This window comes from Pseudomonas koreensis (assembly GCF_012986595.1).
In the GTDB taxonomy this organism is placed as follows: Bacteria; Pseudomonadota; Gammaproteobacteria; order Pseudomonadales; family Pseudomonadaceae; genus Aquipseudomonas; species Aquipseudomonas koreensis.
Genome location: NZ_JAAQYM010000001.1, coordinates 258,406 through 280,656, shown reverse-complemented (window position 1 = coordinate 280,656; position 22,251 = coordinate 258,406). Strand labels below are relative to the sequence as shown.

Below are 22,251 nucleotides of genomic sequence, written 5' to 3'. Positions count from 1 at the left end.
CCTCCTAGTTTTTCACGGTGAAGTAAGTGTGAGTCCAGTTGCCGCCGCCGTTGTACGAACCGGGGAACGCGTTCAGCGCACGGGTCGAGTAACCGTAGATCGAGTCGGCGACCAGCACGTAGTTGCCGTTGGTGCCGTAGATCACCAGGAAGTGCGCACCGCCGCCGTACCAGGCGCAACGCAGGCCGACCGGGCGACCCATGTTGATCTGGTTCTGGATGGCCGACATCTGCAGCGAGCCCTGATTCATGCCGTTGTAGCTGCGGGTGGTTTGCAGGGCCGAATCCAGATAGCCGTAGACGTTGCACGGCCCCGGCTGACTGCAGCAATTGCGGTCCAGTTGGGTGCTGGCGACACCGCACTGGGTCCAGGACCCGGTGCCGTAGTAGTTGCCGACCGAAGCGGATACGGCGGCCCAGCACCAGTTGGTCTGGGTTTGTTTCTGCATGGTGAAGTTGAGGTTGGCAGCGGCCAGCGCAGCGGTTTGCGCGGTGGCTTCAACCTCGACCAGTTGCGGGTCGAGCAGGTGGCCGACGAGGCACCTTGGCAGGCTCTCGCCGGTAAACGATGTTGCTTGATGGGTTAACATTTTTCAGTCCTCCATGAATGAAAACAAGCGTCCAGCTTGTGATTGTGTTGCGGTATTGCCGAGCAATCGGTGGTTAACGGTTTTCATCTGCGATGAACGGTGCCGATCTCCTTGCTCGATGTAACCTTAGCTCGGTTATGCGTTTGTGCAAGTAAATAAATGCATTTATGCATTTTCAAGATCAAAAGATCGCAGCCTGCGGCAGCTCCTACAGGGTTCGGTGTAAGAGCTGCCGCAGGCTGCGATCTTTTGATCTTGCTTTTAGCTCTCGGCTTTTTTCTCAGCCGTCCCCAATTCTTTCAAGCGCTGATCGATCAACTGGCATTTGTCCGGCAGATCGGCGCTGGCCGTACCCAAGTCCATTTTCTGCAACTCGGCATTGATCTCCTTGGCCTTGGTGGGGTTCTGCTCGGTGAGCTTGGCGACTTCCTTGGCCAGTTGTTCACGTTTGGCGGTGGCTTCCTCGGGTGTGCAGGCCCATGCGGGCAGGGCACAGGCGAGGGTGGCGGCGAGGGTGAGCTTGAGCAGGGTTTTCATGGGGGCGGGCCTCCGTTCCGGTTAAGGCGGGTTAATCGGTGGAGGCCTTGGAGCAGCGAAAAGTTCAGTCAGGTTAGCGATGACCGGCTTGAGAGCATCTGTGGCAGAGGAGTCGGTTGAAGCCGGGTTGACCCCTGACAAAAACCACGGGACCGCCGGTCGGTCGCGGCGTGAAATGCGGCTGAACGGCTGCGGCACGCTCGGGTCACAACCTATGACAGCGTCCAAAATCACGCGCACCGGAGGTTGAATCAGGATGACGACTTATAACTGGGATTTGATTGAACGCTTGCTGCATGAAGTGCAGAACAGTGCTGGCGAAAGTTTCGCCCCTCGAAAATATGCCGAGGACTATGCGGCCGAGAAAGCCAGTGCGGGCGAGCCGATCGAGAATCTGGATCACCTGAAAACGGTGGCCTGTGAATACGAAAAATTGCTGCTGGCCCGTGGATATATCGAACCGCGTCCGGACCATGAAGGCAGCACCGGCAACAATTTTATTCTGACGCCACGCGGCTCAAGCCTGTTGAGCCTGATCGACAGCAGCATTCCCGGCAACGATCATCCACGCCAAGTGCTGGATGAGCAGGAAGATGCGCTGGATGAGACGACGTTTGATGAGGTGGCTTCTAAAGCGCAAATTGCCTGAAAACCAAAGATCGCAGCCTTCGGCAGCTCCTACAGGATTTGTGTAGGAGCTGCCGAAGGCTGCGATCTTTTGATCTTCTATTCCTGCTTTGCTGCCTTCAGACATTTCAAATCATTGAAGTCCTTGCGCACACCCTCAATCTTCTTCAACAACCGCTGACGCTGCTGTGGCGTACTCTCGGCCATCAGATCAACCGCCAGCGCACGCGCCTGCGCCTCGGTGTTGGCGTAGGCCTTCTGGTAATCCGGTGTCCATAAACGCTCGCGGTTGACCAGAAGCGTCTCGATCCGTTGTGGGAATTCTGCACTCTTGCGCTGGGCTACGGCGTTGCTGAATTGCTGCTGCCAGTGCGCGCGGTTGGCGATCCATTGGGTGTTCTGATCGCCCAGCGCGGTCGACCAGGCCATCACCCGTTGTTCCTGAGTGACGCTCAACGGGCCAAGCCAGTCGGTCAGGCGCTTGTCCATGCGCGCACCGCGTTCGGCAATCTGCTGCGCCAAGGGCGGTTTGACGTATTCCTTCTCACGTTTGCGCAGGTCCTTGGCGAACGCGTCATTCATTTCCGCCACCTGTTTGTCGTCCAACCCTTGCAGCAATTCGATGGCCGATGGCGTGATCTGGCGTGCGGTTTCGGCGATGGCTTTTTTCGCTTCCGTGGTTCGCGCCTGCAGCGCCGCGTCGGTCACCTGATTGGTTTCGACCATGCTTTGCAAGCGATCCAGCCAGTCGAGGTAGCCCGGCAATTGCGTGGTGCAGTGCCAGTTCAGGTGTTCCTTGAGGCGCTCGTTGAACCAGTCTTTTTGCTCGCCGGTCATGTCCAGGTAGTCGCCGAGCGTCCACGGAATGATCACGTCGAGGTTACGGTAGGCCAGGCCGACACGGCTACAGGCGCCAAGGGCGAGAGTGAAGATCAGCAGGGTGGCGAGGTGTTTGAACCAGCGAGACATGAGCGAATCCTTGCGAGGCCTGACGTCTGATTCTTATGTGAACGCAGGAGGCTCCCGGCAGTTCAGCCGATCAATAGAACGCGCGTTCGGCCTTCAGCGTCACCAGGCCGTCACACTGACTGTTGTGTCCCGAGTAGGCCGAGCAATCACTGCCGCTGAGGTTGGAGTTGCTGTAGATCAGGTCGAGGTCGACACCCATGAACGGCCGGGAAAATTTCACCGACCAATCGGTAAAGCTGCTGACATAACCACCGTCTACCGACACAGGTGTGTTCAGTTGGTGGGTGGTGTATTTCATGCTGATCCCGATGCCGAACGGCTGATTGCCGCCAAGGTCGGCGAACAGTGTGTTGTTCTGTTTGTCCGGGTCGTTGCTGACGGCCACACCGAAGCGGCTGCCGAGCAGGGTCAGGCCGCCGAACAGCTCCTGGCTGTCAAGCGTGTCCACTTTGGGGTAGCTGTAGTGGATCATCCCGACTTCGTAGCCGAGGGTCTGATCGAAAGGTTGTTTGAAGCCGACGTAGGAGTCGATTTCGAGGTTCTTGCCCGGCGTGAGGCCCATGCTCGGTGCGTACTGGCCGACATACAGGCCGCTGTCGTGGCTGAGGTCGAGGCCGCCGTGGAACGAGCCGACTGCCGCTGGCTTGACCAGGCCCTGGGCCATGCTGCGGCTCGGCGTAGTCCCGAGTTTGAGGTCGAAGTCACCGAGCTCGCGCTGGAAAATCTGCGCGTGCGCCGTCGAACAGGCCAGCAGGCCTACAAGCAATAAACAGGAAGATTTGAGCATGCGTCACTCCATGAACAGCGAGGGCAGGGCTTGAGCCTGCTGAAACGCTTGATCCAGACGCGTGCAAGGATACCGGCGAATGCTCGGCGATGATGGCCGTTCGTCGATTTTCAAAAGATTGATTAAACAAAATAGAGGGGGTTGCGCGGGTGCCAGTCCAGACGCTTCGAAGCTCAAAGCGTCTCAGGACGGGTGTATTACCGGTGTTACTTTTTGCCCAGGCTGATCTGCTTGGACGGACCAAACGTCTGGCCGCTGACGCCTTTGGCAATTTGCTGGATTTCACCGCCGGACTTGAGAAACGCTGCGATCTGATCGTTGATCGATTCGCTGGTTTCAACGGCTGGAGCTGGCTTTGCTTTGCTGGTGGATGCTTTTACACGCATGGCGGCCATTAACCTGTAGAAAAGTAACTCGGCCAGGCATCGTACAGGAATAACTTGACAATTGCTTGATAAATATCTCCGGGAATAACTGAGCGGGTGGGTGGATCATGTTCGCTTAATTATTCGAAATATCTCCCTAACCTGCTGTTTTAAATAAGAACATTTATGGGTTGTGGCACTGTGATGTTGCGCTGTCAGCGTCTGCGCTGGACTGACGAGCGGCACCTCGTCGCATCCGCAACCAAGGAAAATCAAGGCCTCGTGCAGATTTTCCCGAACGGGCGGCTCTCGCGCCCGACGTTTGCGGCAAAACCGGGTAGAATGCCGCCACGCAATGAGGGTTTTGGAAAATGGCTTTAGTCGGGCGTTACAACAGTTTGCAAGTGGTTAAACACACTAACTTCGGTTTATATCTGGACGGCGGTGCCGATGGCGAAATTCTTTTGCCCAACCGTTATATCCCTAAAGATATTCCCAGCGAAGATGAAGACTGGCTCAACGTATTTATTTATCTGGACAGCGAAGACAAACTTCTCGCGACCACTGAAAAACCGAAAGTTCAGGTCGGCGAATTTGCCAGTCTGAAAGTTGTTGAAGTCAACAGCATCGGCGTGTTCCTCGATTGGGGGCTGCCGAAAGATCTGTTGCTGCCGTATTCCGAAGAAAAGCGTCAGATGACCGCCGGCGAATACTGCGTGGTGCACGTCTATCTCGACAAACACACGCGACGCATCACCGCCACTGCGCGCCTGGATCGCTACCTCGACAAGACGCCGGCGAACTACAGCCCCTGCGAGGAAGTCGATCTGCTGGTGGCCGAAGCCACCGACATGGGCTTCAAGGCGATCATCAACAACAAGCATTGGGGCTTGATCCACAAGAACGAGATCTTCAAGTTCATGCGTTCCGGCATGCGTGAGAAGGGTTTCATCAAGGAAGTGCGCGCCGACGGCAAGATCAGCCTCAGCCTGCAACCGGTGGGTCAGGAAGCGGCCAGCAGCCTGAGTTCGAAGATCCTCGCCAAGTTGCGCGACAACAATGGCACGCTGGCGGTCAGCGACAAGAGTGATCCAGCGTTGATCAGCAGCCTGTTTGGCGTCAGCAAAGGCAACTTCAAGAAGGCCATCGGTTCGTTGTACAAGGATGGCAAGATTGTCATTCATGCTGATCGCATTGAACTAACCTGAGTGAACGCCGGCCCCATGTAGGAGCTGCCGCAGGCTGTGATCTTTTGCTTTTGAAGATCAAAAGATCGCAGCCTGCGGCAGTGCCTACATGAGGGTTCGCAAATGAAAAAAGCGCTGATCGCCTACATCGCCACTCTGCTGGCGTTTCTGTTGCTCGACGGTATCTGGCTCGGCGTGTTGATGGCGCCGACCTACCGCGAACTGCTCGGTTCGCTGATGCTGGAAAAACCGCTGCTGTTACCGGCAGCGGTTTTTTATTGCCTGTACGTTGTTGGTTGCGTGCAATTTGTGGTCTTGCCGGCGCTGAGCTGGCAACGCGCGGCACGCCTGGGCGCGTTGTTGGGGCTGGTGGCGTACGGCACGTATGACCTGACCAATTGGGCGACGTTGCGCGGCTGGTCGGTGCAGGTGTCGTTGATGGATTGGGCGTGGGGGACGTTCGCCACGGCTGTGGCGTGTACTGTCGGCTTCCTGGCGGCGAAGCGACTGGACAGGTCTGGTCTGTAGTTTTTGTTGAAAGTGCCGGCCTCTTCGCGGGCAAGCCCGCTCCCACAGGGACCGATGTCGTGCGCAAATTCCGAGCTCGACGCCGAATCCTGTGGGAGCGAGCCTGCTCGCGATGGATGGCGCAGCCATCCGCCATTCCCCGGTGACATTACTGACGCCTCCAGAGTCTTTTTCAGACGGCTTTTTCTGCCTGACTGATTGATAATCCCCGACACTGATTTTTGCCCATTGGATGGCTGCCATGTTGTGTGTGTTCGAGGTGTTGCGGTGAGTGTCGAGCGGCGCAATGCCGACGGTTTTGCGTTGCAGGTGATGATCGGCCTGTGCCTGATCTGGGGCGTGCAGCAGGTGATGATCAAATGGGCCGCGCCGGACATAGCGCCAGTGATGCAGGCGGCCGGGCGCTCGGGGATTTCCGCGCTGCTGGTCGGCTTGCTGCTGTGCTGGAAGGGCGGCTGGGATCAGGTCGGCAATACCTGGCGCGGCGGGTTGCTGGCGGGAGCGCTGTTCGGCCTGGAGTTCTTCTTCATCGCCGAAGGCCTGCAACTGACCACCGCCGCGCACATGTCGGTGTTCCTCTACACCGCACCGATTTTCACCGCGCTTGGCGTGCATTTTCTGCTGGCCAGCGAGCGTCTGCGGCCGGTGCAATGGCTGGGGATCTTCCTCGCGTTCATCGGCATCGCCATTGCCTTCGCTGGCGGCGTGTCGTGGGACAACCTCGACCGGCGCATGCTGCTGGGCGACGCGTTTGGGGTTATTGCCGGCGCCTGTTGGGGCGCGACCACGGTTGTGGTGCGCGCCTCGCGACTGTCGGAAGCGCCGGTGACCTTGACCCTGTTTTATCAGTTGATCGTCGGCTTCGTCGGCCTGCTGTTGATCGCGTTGTTCAGCGGCCAGATCACTCACGTCAGCCTGACCACCGTGGCGGTGGCCAGCGTGTTGTTCCAGGGGCTGGTGGTGTCGTTCTTCAGTTACCTGACCTGGTTCTGGCTGTTGCGCCGCTATCTGGCGGCCAATCTGGCGGTGTTTTCATTCATGACGCCGTTGTTCGGCGTCACCTTCGGCGTGGTGCTGCTCGGTGAAGAATTGAGCCTGAACTTCGTCATCGGCGCGGTGCTGGTGTTGCTCGGCATCACCTTTGTCAGCGCTGAGCAGTGGGTGCGTCGGCGTTTGCGCAAACTGCTCGGCCAGCAGTAGACGATTGCAGGGCCAACCCGCCGGCAATCAGCAAGCCGCTGCCGGCGATCACCAGCGCCAGTTGCAGACCGCCGCTGAAATGGCTGCTCAGCGCTGCCAGCAGCGGACCGCTGAGCTGACCGACGGCGAAGCACGCAGTCAGCAGGCCGGCGTTGCGCTGGGTGGTGTGCGGCGCCAGTTCCCGCGAACGTTGCATCACCAGTTGCATGCAGGCCAGGAACGGCATGCCGCAGAGCATCACGCCCAGCGCCAGGCCATAACCGCTGCCCAGCAGGCACGCAAAGACCCCGAGCGCCTGCAGCCAAAGCGTAGCCGTCAGCCAGTGCCGCGTGGTGTTCGGGTCGTGACGACGCAGGCTCACCAGCAGCACGCCAATGGCCGCACCAAGGCCGAAGCACGGCCAGAACAGATCGGCCTGCCATTGCCCGTGAAATTGCGCGTTGGCCATCTGCGAGAGGAACGTCGCCGGAATGATGTAACCCACGCCGTACAGCGCATACACCGCCGCCAGTCTTGGAATGCCGCGATTGGAGTGGCTGCCATTGAGGGTGGCGACCGGCGTGTGGGTGCCCGGTTGCGGCAGGATTCGCACGATCGCCAGCAGCATCAGCAATGCCACGCCGGCATAGATCAGCCACAGCGTGGCCGACGTCTGCAGCAGCAGATGTGAGACCAGTGCCAGCAGCCCTGTGAGAAAAATCCCCAGCCCCGGTCCGGCGAATACCAGCGCGCCCAACCGTGGCCGGCCCGCCGCAGCCGCCAGCGGCTGACTCAATGCGGTGATCATCACCAGCACCCAGGCACTCGCCACTCCGGTGCCGAAGCGCAACAACAAGTGCGACCAGAAACCGTTGGCCCAGAACGACGCCAGGGTCAGCAGCACGCACAGCCACAACCCACCGTACAAGCGGCGCTGCACTTGTTGCGGACGGTGGGCGAACATCGCGTCCACCGCTCCCAGCAGGTAACCGAGGTAGTTGGCGGCCGCGATCAGTCCGGCGGCAGTCAGATCGACCTGACCTTCGCTGAGCAGGTGCGGCATTTGCGGGGTGAGGGCGAAACGCCCAATGCCCATGGCCATCATCAGGGCGACGAAACAGGCGGACAAGCGAATCAGGGGCGACATGGTCGGGATTCCTTGGAAGGAGCAATGACCGTCAGGCTAGAACCGATTGACTTTCTTTAAAATTGAATAATAGTGAGTAACTTGTTCTGTTATGGAGAAAGGTCGTGGAGTTCAGCCAATTGCGGATCTTTCAGGCCGTGGCCGAAGAAGGCTCGATCACGCGCGCCGCCGAGCGCCTGCACCGGGTGCCGTCCAACCTGTCGACCCGGCTCAAACAGCTGGAGGAGCAGTTGGGCGTCGAACTGTTCGTCCGTGAGCGTCAGCGTTTGCAGTTATCGCCTGCGGGAAAAGTCTTGCTGGACTACACCGGCAAACTGTTCGCCTTGCGCGATCAGGCCAGTGCGGCGGTGATGGGCGGGCAACCGGCGGGGGATTTTGTCCTCGGCACGCTGTACAGCACCGCAGCAATCCATTTGCCGGCGCTGTTGGCGCGTTATCACAAGCAATACCCGGCGGTGAATCTGCAAGTGCAATCGGGGCCCAGCGGCGAGTTGCTCGAAGGCCTGGTGTCCGGCCGCCTCGACGCGGCGCTGGTGGACGGTCCGCCGCAACTGGCAGGCATCGACGGCGTGCCGCTGTGTGATGAGCGTCTGGTGCTGATCAGCGAGGCCGATCACCCGCCGATCCGCAGCGCCAAGGAGGTCGAGGGCAGGGCGGTATTCACCTTCCGCCATGGCTGCGCCTATCGCGCGCGGCTGGAGGCATGGTTCGTCCACTATCAGGCGGCGATGGGCCGGGCGATGGAGATCGAGTCCTATCAGGGCATGCTCGCCTGCGTGATTGCCGGCAGCGGCGTGGCGCTGATGTCGGAGTCGATGCTCGCCAGCCTGCCGGGGCGCGAAAGCGTTGCGGTGCACCCGTTGGCCGAGCCGTTTGCCAGTGCGACAACCTGGCTCATGTGGCGCAAAGGCATGGTCGGGGCCAACCTGAACGCCTGGATTGAACAGCAGCAAGCGCTCTATCCCGTGGCATCGAATGAAACCCGGCAGACGGCGTGAACCAACCGATCGTAATTCTGTTCAATTCAGTAACAGATCATTGCGGATTTGGCCGAGCATTGCGTAGGACTTAGGACTATTATCAGTGCGAAGCGGCCTCAGAATTCCGGCCGCTCAGCACTACCCTGAAGGGGGCATGACGATGAAAGAGAAAATTCAGAACTGGCTGCACGATTTGGGTGTTGCCCTCGGCTTGATCGAACCGCCTATGCAACCCGTACCGATCCGCACCGATGACGAACAGCGCCGGCGTCAACAACGGCGCCGGTAAGAACGACTCCAGGTGAGTGACGCTTGTTGTGGCGAGGGAGCTTGCTCCCGCCCGGCTGCGCAGCAGTCGTAACGTCACTGAACAAGGTTCGTCTGGCACAACCGGGCTGAATGGTTTTGGGGCTGCTGCGCAGCCCAGCGGGAGCAAGCTCCCTCGCCGCAGGGTTTCAGCTCACCCTGATGGATGTATTTGGCAAATCCTCTCAATGCCGTCCAATCTCTAGCAAAAATCGACTCAGGTCCTTCGCGGTCTTCGCGGTCTTGAGCATGTGATCCTCTTCGGCCGTAAACGCCGTCAGTCCGAATTCATCTTCCAGATGGAAGATCAAATCCTCTATATCCGCCTTCTCCAGGCCTAATTGCACCAGACTGGTGTGGTCGTTGAATTCGCGGGATTCCAGCAGGCGCCGAATGTATCGGTGCACCGCGGCGCGCACGGCAGCTCTTCTCATGGCAGGTCGTTCTGAGGGGTGTCTGGCTTGAGTACAGCAGGCCTCAGGCGTGGCTGCGCAACCATTCGTCAATCATTGAACGCAAATGCCCGCCGGAAAAACTGCCGAAATGTCCGCCATGCACTGTGCGGATTGGCAACGCCTGCAAGCGTCGCAGACTGGCGGCGTAATCCTGCAGATTGGAGTGGTAGGCGTCTTCGATCAGCGGCCCGTCGTAAATGATGTCGCCGCTGAATAACGTTTCGGTGGCCGCCTCATACAGGCTGATGCCGCCCGGCGAATGCCCCGGCGTGTGCAGCACCTGCAGGGTGCGGTTACCCAGATCCAGCACGTCGCCATCCTCGACAAATCCAGTGGCTGGCGCAGCCTTGACGCGGTATTCGGCGTAACACAGCGGGCAATCTGGATGCGCGTCGAACATGTCGTCGCCGACGAAGGCGCGGCTCAAATCATTCTCACCATCCGGAGCTGCCAGAATGTCCGCTTCGGCCGGGTGCACCAGCCGTTCGGCAAACTCGTGATGCCCGGCGATGTGGTCAAAGTGACAGTGGCTGGCGACAGCCACCAGAGGCCGTTCGGTGATCCACGGCAACTGCTCGCGCAGGCTGACCAATCCCGAACCGCTATCCAGCAACAAGTCTTTGTCGCGGCCCTGCACATGCCACAGGTTGCAGCGGTAGAAGGGACGGATGTACGGCTCGTGAATCAGGCGGATGCCATCGTTCAGGGTTTGCACTTCGAACCACTGATCGCGAGAAACAATCTTCATTAAACTTTTCTCCAGACGAAAAAAACGGGTGTGGCAACCGACGCCACACCCGTCGAAGAAAGCATCAAGTCGTTACATCAAAGCTTAGATCGCACTCGCCACGGTCGCCGGGCGACGCGAGAACAGGCTGACCACCACAAAGCTGATCAGGCCCACCGCCAGGCTGTAGTAGATCGGCGTGTTGGCATCCAGACCATCCTTGAACATGAACAGCAGCGCGGTAGCAAAACCCAGGCCCATGCTGGCGATGGCGCCGGCGGTGGTTGCGCGTTTCCAGAAGATCGCGCCGATCAGCGGAATCAGCATGCCGCCGACCAATAGGTTGTACGCCAGGGTCAGGGCGCTGATCACGTCATTCACCACCAGCGCGATGCCCAGTACCACGACACCGGTCAGCAGGGTGAACAGGCGGTTGATGCCTAAGCTCGACTGTTTACCGCCGCGCAGTTTCGGCAGCAGGTCTTCAGTCAGGGTGGTGGCCGCCGCGAGCAGGCCGGCGCTGGCGGTGGACATCATCGCTGCCAGAGCTGCGGCGATCACCAGACCCCGGATGCCGTCCGGCAGCGACAGTTTGACGATGGCGGCGAAGGCGTTGTTGACGTTGTCCAGATCCGGGATCAGCACGTGCGCGGCCATGCCGATCAGGGCGCAGGCCAGGCCGTAGAGTATGCAGTAGATGCCCGCGATGCTGCCGGCGTACTGGGCGACTTTGGCGGTCTTGACGGTGAACACCCGTTGCCAGATGTCCTGACCGATCAGGATGCCGAAGAAGTAGATCATGAAGTAGGTAATGATCGTGTCCCAGCCGATGGTGGTGAAGTTGAACGCCGCTGCCGGCAGCTTCAACACCAGTTCGTCCCAGCCGCCAACGCGGTACAGGCAGATCGGCAACAGGATGAACATCAGGCCGACGGTCTTGATGATGAACTGGACGATGTCGGTCAGGGTCAGCGACCACATGCCGCCGATGGCCGAGTAGATCACCACCACGCCACCGCCGAGCAGCACCGAGATCCAGAACGGCAGACCGAACAGCACTTGCAGCACGGTGCCGATCGCCAGGATCGAGGTCACGCCGATCATCAGCGCGTAGGCCAGCATGATCGCCGCGCTCGCCGAGCGGGCCATCGGGTTGTAGCGTTTTTCCAGGACCTGGGTAACGGTGTAGATCTTCAGTTTCAGCAGCGGTTTGGCGAGGAACAGGTTCAGCGCGACGATGCCGCAACCGAGGGCCGCGCACAGCCAGAAACCGGAGATGCCGTGCACGTAGCCCAGGCGCACGGTGCCGACGGTGGACGCGCCACCGAGCACAGTCGCGGCCATGGTGCCCATGTACAGGCTCGGGCCCAGGTTACGTCCGGCGACCAGAAAGTCCTCGTTGGTCTTGGCCTTGCGCATGCCGTAGTAGCCGAGCAAGAGCATGCCGGCGGCGTAGATGAGGACGACGAATAAATCCAAAGCCATGATGGCGTGTCTCCGATTGTCTTTTTTATGTGGAACGCTGAATCGAATGTTTCTCTGTGGCGAGGGAGCTTGCTCCCGCTGGGCCGCGAAGCGGCCCCAATCACTTCATTGCGACTGCTGCACAGTCGAGCGGGAGCAAGCTCCCTCGCCACAAGAACTTCAATCCTTCAAATTTTCTTTATGGATCAGGCGGCCTGACGCAGTTCAGGTTTTTCTGAGACTTGGCTCCGTGCATCCTGCGGGCCGAACACGTCCCGCGGTTCCGGGAACAGGCTCAGCAACGTCAGGTACACCACCGATGCCAGGCCCAGGGTCACCGGCAAGCTGATGTCGATACCGCCGGCCATCTCGCCCAGCGGGCCGACGAACTGCCCCGGCAGGTTGACGAAGCACAGGCCGACCGCTGCGCTCGGGATCCACGCGCCCAGGCCACGCCAGTTCCAGCCGTGGTTGAACCAGTAGCGTCCGCCCTGTTCGCCGCGAGTGAACACTTGCAGGTCATCCGGGCAATAGAAGCCGCGACGCACCAGCAAACCGATGATCATGATCACCATCCACGGGGTGGTGCAGGTGATGATCAGCACCGCGAAGGTCGACACGCTCTGCACCAGGTTCGCCGCGAAGCGCCCGATGAAGATGAAGGCAATCGACAGCACGCCGATCAGCAGCGTCGCCTTGACCCGCGACAGCACCCGTGGGAACACGCTGGACATGTCCAGCCCGGTGCCATACAGCGAGGTGGTGCCGGTGGACATGCCGCCAATCACCGCAATCAGGCACACCGGCAGGAAGAACCAGCTCGGCGACACCGCCAGCAGACCGCCCACATAATTGTTCGCCGCGATGTAGTCCGGCGCCTTGATCGCGACGATGGTCGCTGTGGCCAGGCCGAACAGGAACGGGATGAACGTGGCGATCTGCGACAGCACCACCGCCGCCATGATCCGCTGCTTGGAGGTGTCACGCGGGATGTAGCGCGACCAGTCGCCGAGGAACGCCCCGAAGGAGATCGGATTGCTCATGGCCACCAGCGCGGCGCCGATGAACGCCGCCCAGAAGCCCGGTTGACCGAGGCTCACCGTGCCGGCGTAGTTGACGTCGAAAGGACCGGCGAAGGCGAAGATGCCCAGCAGGAACAACAGGCTGGCGCTCCACACCGCGATCTTGTTCACCCACAGCAGAAAGCGGAAGCCGTAGATGCACACGGTCAGCACCAGAATCGCGAACAGACCGTAGGCCAGGCCCAGGGTCAGATCGGTTTCCGGCAGCCCGATCAGGCGTTTCGCCCCACCGATCAACGCATCCCCCGAACTCCACACCGAGAGCGAGAAAAACGCGATAGCGGTCAACAGCGACAGGAACGAACCGACGATCCGCCCGTGCACACCGAAGTGTGCGCCAGACGACACGGCATTGTTGGTGCCGTTGATCGGCCCGAACAGGCCCATCGGTGCGAGGATCAGCGAGCCCAGCAGCACGCCCGCAACAATCGCCCAGACGCCGGCCTGAAACGACAGGCCGAACAGCACCGGGAAACTGCCGAGCACGGCGGTGGCGAAGGTGTTCGAACCACCGAAGATCATCCGGAACAAATCCGTCGGGCCTGCGGTGCGTTCGTGGTCCGGGATCTGCTCGACCCCGTGGGTTTCAATTTGCGTAAGGCTTTGGTCGTTGTTGTTGTTATTCATGATCTGCTCCGATCATAAAGGCGCGCCTCATCGTGCGTGTGGCGTCACCTGTTTGGCTAAGGGGATGGCAGCCCTTCCGGCATTGCGGACAAATGTTCGTGGCAGGCCAGCCAATGGCCTTGTTGTTCTAGGCTCGACGCTTGTTTCTTGAAAACAATCGTCTCGCGCTCCTGGCTGAAGTGTTGCTCCCCTTGCATGCGCAGCTCGGTGGCCACGTCATGGATGAAAATCGCCACATCACCTTGCAGGCTGACGAAGGCGTTGCTCGAAGTGCACGACAGCACTTCAAAGCCATCCTCGGCGCGCCAGCGGTCCCACAACGCCTGATAGGCATCGCGCGACAGCAGCGGCTGTTCGAGGGTGTAGAACACGAAACTCGCATCGGCGCTGAACGCGCCGAAGTAAGCCTCGCGATCATTACGGGCGAAGGCGGAAACCAGATCGGCGGCCGCTTGCAGAACCTGATCACGTTCGTTCATGGCCGAACCCTCAGCGGTGGACCACGCCCGGCAGTACGCAGAGCATTTCGTACAGCAGGTTGGCGGCCAGCAGCGAGGTGTTGCCGGTGGTGTCGTACGCGGGCGAGACTTCTACCAGATCGCAGCCGATCAGGTCGAGGCCCTGGCAGCCACGGACGATTTCAATCGCCTGAATGGTCGTCAGACCACCGATTTCCGGGGTGCCGGTGCCCGGCGCCCAGGCCGGGTCGATGCCGTCGATGTCGAAGCTCAGGTACACCGGGCCGCCACCGACGTTCTCGCGCACTTCGGCCATCAGCGGCGCCAGCGACTTGTGCCAGCACTCTTCGGCCTGCACCACGCGGAAGCCCTGGTCGCGGCTCCAGTTGAAGTCGTCAGCGGTGTAACCCTGCGCGCGCAAACCAATCTGCACCACGCGGTCGCAGTCCAGCAGGCCTTCTTCGACGGCGCGACGGAAGGTCGTACCGTGGGCGATCTTCTCGCCGAACATGTGATCGTTGACGTCGGCGTGCGCATCGATGTGCACCAGACCGACTTTGCCGTGCTTCTTGTGGATCGCCCGCAGGATCGGCAGGGTGATGGTGTGGTCGCCACCCAGGGTCATCGGGATCACGTTGTGCTCGAGGATGTTGTCGTAGGCTTCTTCGATGATGCGCACGGCGTCGAGCAGGTTGAAGGTGTTGATTGCCACGTCACCGATGTCGGCGACGGACAGCGAGTCGAACGGGGCGGCGCCGGTGGCCATGTTGTACGGGCGGATCATCACCGATTCGGTGCGGATGTCGCGTGGTCCGAAGCGGGTACCGGGGCGCAGCGAAGTACCGATGTCCAGGGGCACGCCAACGAAGGCAGCGTCCAGACCGGCAGCGGTCGGTACATGGGGGAGTCGGAGCATGGTGGCGATGCCGCCGAAGCGCGGCATTTCGTTGCCGCCCAGTGGTTGGTGAAGAATCTTGTCCACGGGTAGGGCCTCATCGTCTTTGTTTTATTTATGTCGGCGAACCGTGCATGGGAAGGCCGGACGCCGCTGTGGGGCCGATTCTGCGAAATGTAGTGCGGCGGAAGAATCGCTACGGGCAAAAACTTAGTTCAGATTTTTCTAAACTAATGGCGAGGCTGGAGATAGACTTCCCGAACCTGCTCCGATACCCCTGTGGCGAGGGGATTTATCCCCGATCGGCTGCGCAGCAGTCGTAAATTCGTTGCTCGCGGCATACCTGATGAATCGATTTGCAGGCGTGGGGCGGCTTCGCCACCCATCGGGGATAAATCCCCTCACCACAAAGTCATCAGTGTTCGACAGATGTTTGGAGAGCCGCATGGCCAACGCTTTACCCGATCTGAAACTATTGCGCATCTTCGTCAGCGTGGTACGCCATCAGGGCTTCGCCAATGCGCAACAGGAGCTCAACCTGTCGACCTCGGCGATCAGCACCTACATGAGCCAGCTCGAAGCGGCGCTGGGTCTGGTGCTGTGCCATCGCGGGCGCGGCGGTTTCAGCCTGACCAGCAAAGGCGAGCTGTTCCATCAGGAAACCCTGCGCCTGCTCGCCGAGCTTGAAGGTTTCGAGCAATACGCCGCCGCGCTCAAGGGCGAGCTGCGTGGCACGCTCAACCTCGGGGTGATCGACTCTACCGTCAGCGACAAGGCCCTGCCGTTCGCCGAAGCCATCGGCGCCTACAGTCAGGAACACCCGGCGGTGCATTTGCACCTGTCGGTGATGAGCCCCTACGAACTGCAACTCGGCGTGCAGGACAATCGTCTCGACCTGGCCATCGGTGCGTTTTCCACGCGCATGAGCGGTCTGGTCTACATGCCGCTGTACCGCGAGCAGCACTGGCTGTATTGCAGCAGCCGGCACCCGTTGTTCAACGAGCGACGGATTCCCGAGCAGGTCATCACCCAGCAACGCATGGTCGGTCGCGGTTACTGGAGTCAGGCGGAACTGGCCCGGCACGGTTTCAAGCACAGTGCGGCGACCGTGGAAAGTATGGAAGCGCAGCTGATTCTGGTGCTGTCCGGCGCCTACATCGGTTATCTGCCGGAGCACTATGCGCAGGCCTGGGCCGACAAGGGCGACCTGCGCGTGTTGCTGCCGGCGACCTTCGGCTATCAGGCGCCGTTCTCGATGATCATGCGCCGTGGCCGCAGTCGCGAGCCGCTGATCCAGACTTTTCGTGATCTGCTCAAAGCACAGCTCAATCAGGCTTAGCGTGTAGGAAAAAGAACTATGTCCAGACCCCAATGCCTGCGCTGCCTGCGCCCACAAACCCATTGCCTGTGCCCGCTGATCCCGAGCCTCGACAGCCGCACCCGTGTGCTGCTGTTGCAGCACCCGAGCGAGGTCAATCACGCGCTCAACACGGCGCGCCTGGCGGCGTTGGGTTTGACCAATGCCGAACTGATCGTCGGTGAAGTGTTCGAGGATTTACCGGCGCTGTTGAATCGGCCGGGGTATCAGGCGCGCTTGCTGTTTCCCGCCGACGATGCACAACCGATGCAGGCTTACAGCGAATCTGATGAACCGTTGCTGTTGGTGGTGCCGGATGGCACTTGGCGCAAGGCGCGCAAAATGCTCCATCTCAATCCGCTGCTGGCGGCGTTGCCACGGGTGACGCTGGCCGCGGGCGGGGTGTCGCGGTATCGGCTGCGCAAGGCTCCGGGACCGGGGGCGTTATCGACCATCGAGGCGATTGTGCAGGCGTTGCAGACGCTGGAGCCGTCGGCGTCATTCGAGCCGTTGCTCAAGCCGTTCGAAGCGTTGATCGAGGGGCAGATTGCAGCGATGGGGGAGGAGACCTTTCTGCGTAACCATGGCGATGCATAATTGCTGAAGCGGCTGGCCTCTTCGCGAGCAGGCTCGCTCCCACATTTGATCGAAGGTGCGCACAAACTCTGTGCACACCTCAAATCCCCTGTGGGAGCGAGCCTGCTCGCGAAAGCGCCGGATCAATCACAGCAATGCTTTGGAAATCGCTAGCGCTCGCGCATCGCCTCGGTCCGCGCTTTCAGCACCGGTTTGAGCAGGTAATCCAGCACACTTTTTTCCCCGGTAATAATGTCCACCGTCGCCACCATCCCCGGGATGATCAGCAGCGGTTTCACATCCCCGCCCAAATGGTTTTTATCGGTGCGCACCTGAATCAGGTAGAAGCTGTTGCCCTTGTCATCGGTGATGGTGTCGGCGCCGATCAGTTCCAGTTTCGCGCTCAGGCCGCCGTAGATCGTGTAGTCGTAGGCACTGAACTTGACCATGGCTTTCTGGCCCGGGTGCAAGAACGCGACGTCTTGCGGACGGACCTTGGCTTCGATCAGCAGGTTGTCTTCCAGCGGCACGATTTCCACCATGTCGCTGCCCGGTTGCACCACGCCGCCGATGGTGTTGACCTTGAGCTGCTTGATCACCCCGTGCACCGGCGAGGTCACGGTGGTGCGGCTGACGCGGTCGTCGATGGCGATGCTCGACGCGGTGATTTTCGACAGGTCGGTGCGTTTCTGATTGAGGTCCTTGGCGGCGTCGGAGCGGAAGGTCTGTTCCGATTCGTCGATCTTGCTCTTGATCTCGTTGATCGCCGATTCGGCCCGGGGGATGGCCAGGGTCGTCGCGTTCAGCGAACCGCGAATCTCCACCGCGCTGCGTTTGAGTCGCAGGATTTCCACCGGCGACACTGCGCCAGTGCCGACCAGCGGTGCCGACATGTTCATCTCTTGCTGCAGCAGCGCCAGGCTGGAGCTGTACTGGCCCTGTTTGGAGCGGAACTCCGCCAGCTCCTGAGTCTTCTGCCGCAGCTGTTCGGTGAGGGTGCGTTGCTCACTGGCCAGCCGCCGTTGGCGCTGGTCGTACAGCGCCCGTTCGTCTTCGGCGACCTGCGGCGCCTTGGCGATCACCTCGTCAGACAGCTTGAACGGCCGGCCCTCGGCTTCGGCGGAAAGGCGTTCGACTTGCGCGGTCAGGGCGTAACGGTCGGCTTCGCTCTCACCCTTGTTCGACAGAAAACGCGTGTCATCCAGGCGCAGCAGCGTGTCGCCCTTGTTCACCATCTGGCCTTCGCGCACGAAAATCTCGGTGACGATCCCGCCCTCAAGGTTCTGGATCACCTGGACCTTGCTCGACGGAATCGCCTTGCCTTCGCCCATGGTCACTTCTTCGAGCACCGCGAACTTGGCCCAGAGCAGCGCACTGATCAACAGCGCCGCCGCCAGCCACACGGTGATCCGCGACCAGCGCGGCGAATCCTGCAACGACGCGCCGGCGGTTTCCGGCATGAACTCGGCTTCGGCGCTTTTGCCGAAACTGTCGAAGTAGCCGCGTGATTTGCTATCTGAAGATGCAGACATGGGGCGATACCCCTCAGTTAATAAACATCAAACCGCACAACCCATGCGTCGCCCGGAATACTTACTTGTGGTGAGGGGATTTATCCCCGATAGGGTGCGGAGCGCCCTCAGAGTCTTTGGGGCTGCTGCGCAGCCCATCGGGGATAAATCCCCTCGCCACAGGTTTTGTGAGAGCCATAAATTATGTGCACGCATCTAAACCGCCGCCGAGCCGACGCGGCCCTTGCGCAGTGCATCGATGACCGCTTCTTTCGGGCCGTCAGCGACGACCCGGCCGTTGTCCAGCACCAGCAGCCGGTCCACCAGGCTCAGCATCGAGGTGCGGTGGGTGACCAGCAGCAGCGTTTTGCCTTGCACCCAGCCGTGGAGTTTCTGGCGCAGCAGGTCTTCGCTGCTGTTGTCCATGGCGCTGGTAGGTTCGTCGAGCAGCATGATCGGCGGGTCGAGCAGCAGCGCCCGGGCCAGCAATACGGCCTGGCGTTGACCACCGGAAAGCAGTTGCCCGCGTTCGCCCACGGGGCGGTCGAAACCTTGGGGATGCTGCCGCGCCAGTTCGGTAACGCCGGTCAGTTCGGCGACTTCGAGCATGCGCGAATCACTGATGTAGCGTGCGCCGAGGGTCAGGTTGTCGCGCAGGCTGCCGGCCAGCAGCGGCAGGTCGTGGGCGACGTAACCGATCTGCTGGCGCAGGTCGGCGACATCCAGTTGCCGCAAGTCGAGGCCGTCGAGCAGCAACTGACCTTCCTCGGGTTCATAGAAACCCATCACCAATCGCGCCAGCGTGCTTTTGCCTGAGCCGCTGCGGCCGATGATGCCGATGCGCTCGCCGGGTTTCATGCTGAAGCTGACGTTGCTCAGCGCCGGTGCGTTCTGGCCGTTGTAGTGAAAGGTCACGCCGCTGACGTCCAGCGCACCTTGCAGTTGCGTGCGCTCCAGTGGCCGCTGCTTGCCGTCGCGCTCCTGGGGCAGGCCCATCAGCGCGTCGGTGCTTTTCATGGTCAGTTGCGCTTGCTGGTAGCGGGTGATCAGTCCGGCGATCTGCCCCAGCGGCGCGAGTACGCGACTGCCGAGCATGTAACTGGCGACCAGCGCACCGACGCTGAGGTTGCCGGCGATGATGCTGTAGACCCCGGCGACAATCGTCGCCATCCCGGAAAACTGCTGGATGAATAGCGTGCCGTTGGTCGCCAGCGCCGAGAGGTTGCGTGCATGGCTATCGAGGCGGGTGAGGGCGCCATGGGTGCTTTCCCATTTGTGCTGGCGCTCGCTTTCGGCGCTGCAGGCCTTGAGGGTTTCCAGGCCGCCGAGGGTTTCGATCAGCAGCGCCTGACGTTCGGCACCGAGGCTCAGGCTTTTCTGCACGGTGTCGCGCAGGCGCACCTGGATCGCCAAAGCAAAAATGATCGTGATCGGAAACGCCAGCAGCGGAATCACCACCAGCCAGCCGCCGAGCAGACCGATCACCACCAGCATCAACACCACGAAGGGCAGGTCGATCAGGCTGGTCAGGGTCACGGCCGTGAGGAATTCGCGCAGGCCCTGAAAGTCATGAATGCTCTGGGCGAAACCGCCGATGGTCGCCGGCCGCGCCTTCATCGCCATGCCGGTGATGCGTTCAAATAAAGTCGCGGAAAGGATCACGTCGGTTTTCTTGCCGGCGGTGTCGAGCAGGTGCGCACGCACCACCCGCAGCACCAGTTCGAAGCCGGTGCCGATCAGCAGGCCGACGGCCAACACCCACAGGGTCGATGTGGCCTGATTTGGCACCACGCGATCGTAGGTCTGCATGACGAACAGCGGCACCATCAGGCCCAGCAAGTTGATCAGGAAACTGGCGAGGATCGCGTCGCTGTACAGCCATTTCGACAGTTTCAGGGTGTCGCGAAACCAGGCGTGGACCCGCGGCACCAGCGGTGAGCGCAAGTCTTCGAGTTCGTGGCGCGGACGGGCGAACAAGGCCTGGCCGCTGTAGTGTGCGGCGAGTTCTTCGCGTTCGACCCATTGCTCGCCGCCATCGGCTTCGCTGGGCAGAATCAGCGCCTTGCCGTCGTCGGCGAACCGCCGCAGCACAGCGGTGCGGCCGTCCTTGAGCAATAGCAGAATCGGCAGATTCAGCGCGGAGATGTCTTTCAGCTCACGCCGCAACAGGCGCGCCTGCAAACCGGCCCGGGCCGCTGCACGGGGCAGCAGGTCCAGGCTCAGGCGTTGCTTGTTCAGGGGCAGCCCGGCACTCAGGCTGGCGCGACTGACAATCGCGCCGTGGAGTTTGCAGAGGATCAACAGACCGTCGAGTAACGGATCATCGAAGCTCAGCCGCGGATCGATCCCGGTGTTTCCGCCTTCGGCCATGCTAGTCATATTGATCGCCTCTTAAGACTTGCCCAAAACCTGTGGCGAGGGAGCTCGCTCCCGCTGGGCTGCGTAGCAGCCCCATGGAACTGACGGTATCGGCCATCTGAGCGCTGCGCACTCAAGCGGGAGCAAGCTCCCTCGCCACAATGGAGCGTGGGGCTTACTTCAGCTCAGGCAGGCGTGCTTCGTTCTTCACCTCGGTCGCCGCAATCGCATCCGCCGGCAGCACCACCCGTTGCTTGCTCAGCAACTGGCCCATGTTCGCCAGCACGCGGTACATCGAGTATTCCTCGGTGTAGCGGATTTCGGTGTAGCGGCGGTTGGCGTTGTAGAGCTCGTTTTCACTGTCGAGCAAGTCGAGCAGGGTGCGTTGGCCGAGGCCGAACTGATCCTGATAGGCCGCGCGTACACGTTTGGTGGTCTCGGCGTATTCGCGGGCGGTAGGGGTCTGTTTCTTCGCGTTGACCATGGCGTTCCAGGCCAGGTGAATGTTCTCGTTCAACTGACGCAGGGCGTTGTTGCGGATGTCCATCGCCTGGTTGATCTGATGCGCATCGGACGCCAGGCGGGCCTTGTCGCTGCCACCGCGGAACAGGTTGTAGTTCATGATCACGCCCACGCGCCATTCGTTGTCGTGGCCTTCATCACCCTGCACATTGTTGTTTGCACCCACCGCCGCTTCGGCATCGAAACGTGGGTAGAACGGTGACTTGGCGACTTCGTACTGGCTCTCGGCCGACTGCACGTCCGCCTGCGCGGATTTCAGGTACGGGTTGTTCTCGACCATGCTCTGCTGGGCTTCCGGCAGGCTGGTGGGGATTTCGCCGCGGGTCGACGGTGGCGCTTCGAGTTCATCGGGCATGCGCCCGACCACGGCGTAGAAGTTCGATTCGGCGTCGGCCAGATCGACTTCGGCGGTGTCGAGGTTGTTCTGCGCCAGCGCCCGGCGGGCGACCGACTGATCGGAGTCGGCGGTGCTGCCGATGCCGCGCTGGGTACGCAGGCCGATCTGATCGTTGACGCGCAAGTGCGCTTGCAGGTTGTTCTTGGCCAAGGTCACCAATTCACGGCGCTTGAGCACTTCGAGGTAAACCTCGATGGTGCGCAGGGCCAGATCCTGGGCGGTGCCCTGAGCGTAATAGGCGCGCGAATTGGACACGCCCTTGGTCCGCTCGACCTCGTTGGCGGTGTTGAAACCGTCGAAGATCATTTGCCGCAGCCGCAGTTCCGACTGGGTGTAATTGAGAATTTCGGTGTGGTGATTACCGAGGGCCCGGGTGTTTGTGTTGTCGCTGTACCCGCGCCCGTAGGCGGCGTTCAGATCGACGGACGGGTAGAAGCCGCCCTTGGCCACTTTCACTTGTTCATCGGCCGACAGTTTGGCGTCGACGCGTGAAGCGAGTTCCGGGTGGGTGGCGATGGTGCTTTGAATCGCTTCAGTCAGGTTCATGGCCTGGGCTTGGGAAGTGCAAGCCATGGCCAGCAAAACCGCGCTGCAGAGGGGGGTTAAAACGCGCATGGGGTG

23 protein-coding genes are annotated in these 22,251 nt (G+C 60.7%); 8 read left to right on the top strand and 15 right to left on the bottom strand.

All coding sequences use genetic code 11. The features are described from left to right. Positions 1-4: 4 nt before the first annotated feature. Positions 5-589: a papain-like cysteine protease family protein gene (locus HBN98_RS01250; protein WP_083366663.1), complete on the bottom strand. Its 585-nt coding sequence runs from the start codon at positions 587-589 to the stop codon at positions 5-7. Between the two features lie 261 nt (positions 590-850). Beyond that, positions 851-1,126 carry a hypothetical protein gene (locus HBN98_RS01245; protein ID WP_083366662.1) on the bottom strand — a complete coding sequence of 92 codons (276 nt, stop codon included), beginning with the start codon at positions 1,124-1,126 and terminating at the stop codon, positions 851-853. Positions 1,127-1,382: 256 nt separating this feature from the next. On the opposite strand from HBN98_RS01245, the gene HBN98_RS01240 reads away from it, so the two are divergent. Then, on the top strand, positions 1,383-1,775 hold the full coding sequence (locus HBN98_RS01240; RefSeq protein WP_083366661.1) for a transcriptional regulator: 393 nt from the start codon (positions 1,383-1,385) through the stop codon (positions 1,773-1,775). A gap of 77 nt (positions 1,776-1,852) precedes the next feature. On the opposite strand, the gene HBN98_RS01235 is transcribed toward HBN98_RS01240, so the two are convergent. The 3 genes from HBN98_RS01235 to HBN98_RS01225 all read right to left on the bottom strand — a co-directional run bounded on the left by HBN98_RS01235 (position 1,853) and on the right by HBN98_RS01225 (position 3,904). Then, positions 1,853-2,722 carry a DUF6279 family lipoprotein gene (locus HBN98_RS01235; protein ID WP_083366660.1) on the bottom strand — a complete coding sequence of 290 codons (870 nt, stop codon included), beginning with the start codon at positions 2,720-2,722 and terminating at the stop codon, positions 1,853-1,855. Between the two features lie 70 nt (positions 2,723-2,792). Beyond that, the gene (locus HBN98_RS01230; protein WP_064586488.1) at positions 2,793-3,509 is read right to left on the bottom strand and encodes a TorF family putative porin; all 717 of its coding nucleotides are present in this window, start codon (positions 3,507-3,509) and stop codon (positions 2,793-2,795) included. A 206-nt stretch (positions 3,510-3,715) separates the two neighbouring features. After that, entirely contained in the window at positions 3,716-3,904 is a 189-nt protein-coding gene (locus HBN98_RS01225; RefSeq protein WP_016985943.1) for a hypothetical protein, read from the bottom strand. Positions 3,905-4,245: 341 nt separating this feature from the next. On the opposite strand from HBN98_RS01225, the gene HBN98_RS01220 reads away from it, so the two are divergent. The 3 genes from HBN98_RS01220 to HBN98_RS01210 all read left to right on the top strand — a co-directional run bounded on the left by HBN98_RS01220 (position 4,246) and on the right by HBN98_RS01210 (position 6,789). Then, positions 4,246-5,082 carry a CvfB family protein gene (locus HBN98_RS01220; RefSeq protein ID WP_083366659.1) on the top strand — a complete coding sequence of 279 codons (837 nt, stop codon included), beginning with the start codon at positions 4,246-4,248 and terminating at the stop codon, positions 5,080-5,082. A gap of 102 nt (positions 5,083-5,184) precedes the next feature. After that, positions 5,185-5,589 (top strand): DUF2177 family protein, encoded by a 405-nt coding sequence (locus HBN98_RS01215; RefSeq protein WP_064586490.1) that lies wholly within the window; start codon positions 5,185-5,187, stop codon positions 5,587-5,589. A 267-nt stretch (positions 5,590-5,856) separates the two neighbouring features. After that, positions 5,857-6,789 (top strand): DMT family transporter, encoded by a 933-nt coding sequence (locus tag HBN98_RS01210; protein ID WP_064586491.1) that lies wholly within the window; start codon positions 5,857-5,859, stop codon positions 6,787-6,789. Here the strand turns inward: HBN98_RS01210 and HBN98_RS01205 are convergent. Next, on the bottom strand, positions 6,734-7,915 hold the full coding sequence (locus tag HBN98_RS01205; protein WP_083366658.1) for an MFS transporter: 1,182 nt from the start codon (positions 7,913-7,915) through the stop codon (positions 6,734-6,736). The genes HBN98_RS01210 and HBN98_RS01205 overlap by 56 nt on opposite strands. A 104-nt stretch (positions 7,916-8,019) precedes the next feature. Here HBN98_RS01205 and ptrR point away from each other — a divergent pair, with 104 nt between their 5' ends. Both ptrR and HBN98_RS27875 read left to right on the top strand, forming a co-directional pair. Further along, positions 8,020-8,913, top strand: coding sequence for a putrescine utilization regulator PtrR (gene ptrR / locus HBN98_RS01200; RefSeq protein WP_064586493.1), 894 nt, complete (start codon positions 8,020-8,022; stop codon positions 8,911-8,913). A gap of 142 nt (positions 8,914-9,055) precedes the next feature. Beyond that, the gene (locus HBN98_RS27875) at positions 9,056-9,184 is read left to right on the top strand and encodes a PA1414 family protein (protein WP_257737111.1); all 129 of its coding nucleotides are present in this window, start codon (positions 9,056-9,058) and stop codon (positions 9,182-9,184) included. Between the two features lie 202 nt (positions 9,185-9,386). On the opposite strand, the gene HBN98_RS01195 is transcribed toward HBN98_RS27875, so the two are convergent. From HBN98_RS01195 to speB, 6 genes are all read right to left on the bottom strand, one after another. Further along, positions 9,387-9,635 carry a phosphopantetheine-containing protein gene (locus tag HBN98_RS01195; RefSeq protein WP_083366657.1) on the bottom strand — a complete coding sequence of 83 codons (249 nt, stop codon included), beginning with the start codon at positions 9,633-9,635 and terminating at the stop codon, positions 9,387-9,389. Between the two features lie 43 nt (positions 9,636-9,678). Beyond that, positions 9,679-10,404 carry an MBL fold metallo-hydrolase gene (locus HBN98_RS01190; protein ID WP_083366656.1) on the bottom strand — a complete coding sequence of 242 codons (726 nt, stop codon included), beginning with the start codon at positions 10,402-10,404 and terminating at the stop codon, positions 9,679-9,681. An 84-nt stretch (positions 10,405-10,488) separates the two neighbouring features. After that, positions 10,489-11,868 carry a sodium:solute symporter family protein gene (locus HBN98_RS01185; RefSeq protein WP_064586496.1) on the bottom strand — a complete coding sequence of 460 codons (1,380 nt, stop codon included), beginning with the start codon at positions 11,866-11,868 and terminating at the stop codon, positions 10,489-10,491. A 185-nt stretch (positions 11,869-12,053) separates the two neighbouring features. Further along, the gene (locus tag HBN98_RS01180; RefSeq protein ID WP_083366655.1) at positions 12,054-13,556 is read right to left on the bottom strand and encodes a purine-cytosine permease family protein; all 1,503 of its coding nucleotides are present in this window, start codon (positions 13,554-13,556) and stop codon (positions 12,054-12,056) included. Between the two features lie 56 nt (positions 13,557-13,612). After that, on the bottom strand, positions 13,613-14,035 hold the full coding sequence (locus HBN98_RS01175) for a YybH family protein (protein WP_064586498.1): 423 nt from the start codon (positions 14,033-14,035) through the stop codon (positions 13,613-13,615). Positions 14,036-14,045: 10 nt separating this feature from the next. Continuing rightward, entirely contained in the window at positions 14,046-14,996 is a 951-nt protein-coding gene (gene speB / locus HBN98_RS01170) for an agmatinase (RefSeq protein ID WP_083366654.1), read from the bottom strand. Between the two features lie 358 nt (positions 14,997-15,354). Here speB and HBN98_RS01165 point away from each other — a divergent pair, with 358 nt between their 5' ends. After that, positions 15,355-16,248 carry a LysR family transcriptional regulator gene (locus tag HBN98_RS01165; protein ID WP_007956593.1) on the top strand — a complete coding sequence of 298 codons (894 nt, stop codon included), beginning with the start codon at positions 15,355-15,357 and terminating at the stop codon, positions 16,246-16,248. 18 nt (positions 16,249-16,266) lie between these two features. Continuing rightward, on the top strand, positions 16,267-16,863 hold the full coding sequence (locus HBN98_RS01160) for a tRNA-uridine aminocarboxypropyltransferase (protein ID WP_083366653.1): 597 nt from the start codon (positions 16,267-16,269) through the stop codon (positions 16,861-16,863). A gap of 149 nt (positions 16,864-17,012) precedes the next feature. Here the strand turns inward: HBN98_RS01160 and HBN98_RS01155 are convergent, their stop codons facing one another. The 3 genes from HBN98_RS01155 to HBN98_RS01145 all read right to left on the bottom strand — a co-directional run bounded on the left by HBN98_RS01155 (position 17,013) and on the right by HBN98_RS01145 (position 22,245). Beyond that, complete coding sequence (locus tag HBN98_RS01155; RefSeq protein ID WP_083366652.1) at positions 17,013-18,374, bottom strand: HlyD family type I secretion periplasmic adaptor subunit; 1,362 nt, start codon at positions 18,372-18,374, stop codon at positions 17,013-17,015. Positions 18,375-18,569: 195 nt separating this feature from the next. Beyond that, entirely contained in the window at positions 18,570-20,732 is a 2,163-nt protein-coding gene (locus HBN98_RS01150; RefSeq protein WP_083366651.1) for a type I secretion system permease/ATPase, read from the bottom strand. A gap of 154 nt (positions 20,733-20,886) precedes the next feature. Continuing rightward, positions 20,887-22,245 carry a TolC family outer membrane protein gene (locus HBN98_RS01145; RefSeq protein WP_083366650.1) on the bottom strand — a complete coding sequence of 453 codons (1,359 nt, stop codon included), beginning with the start codon at positions 22,243-22,245 and terminating at the stop codon, positions 20,887-20,889. Positions 22,246-22,251 lie beyond the last annotated feature (6 nt).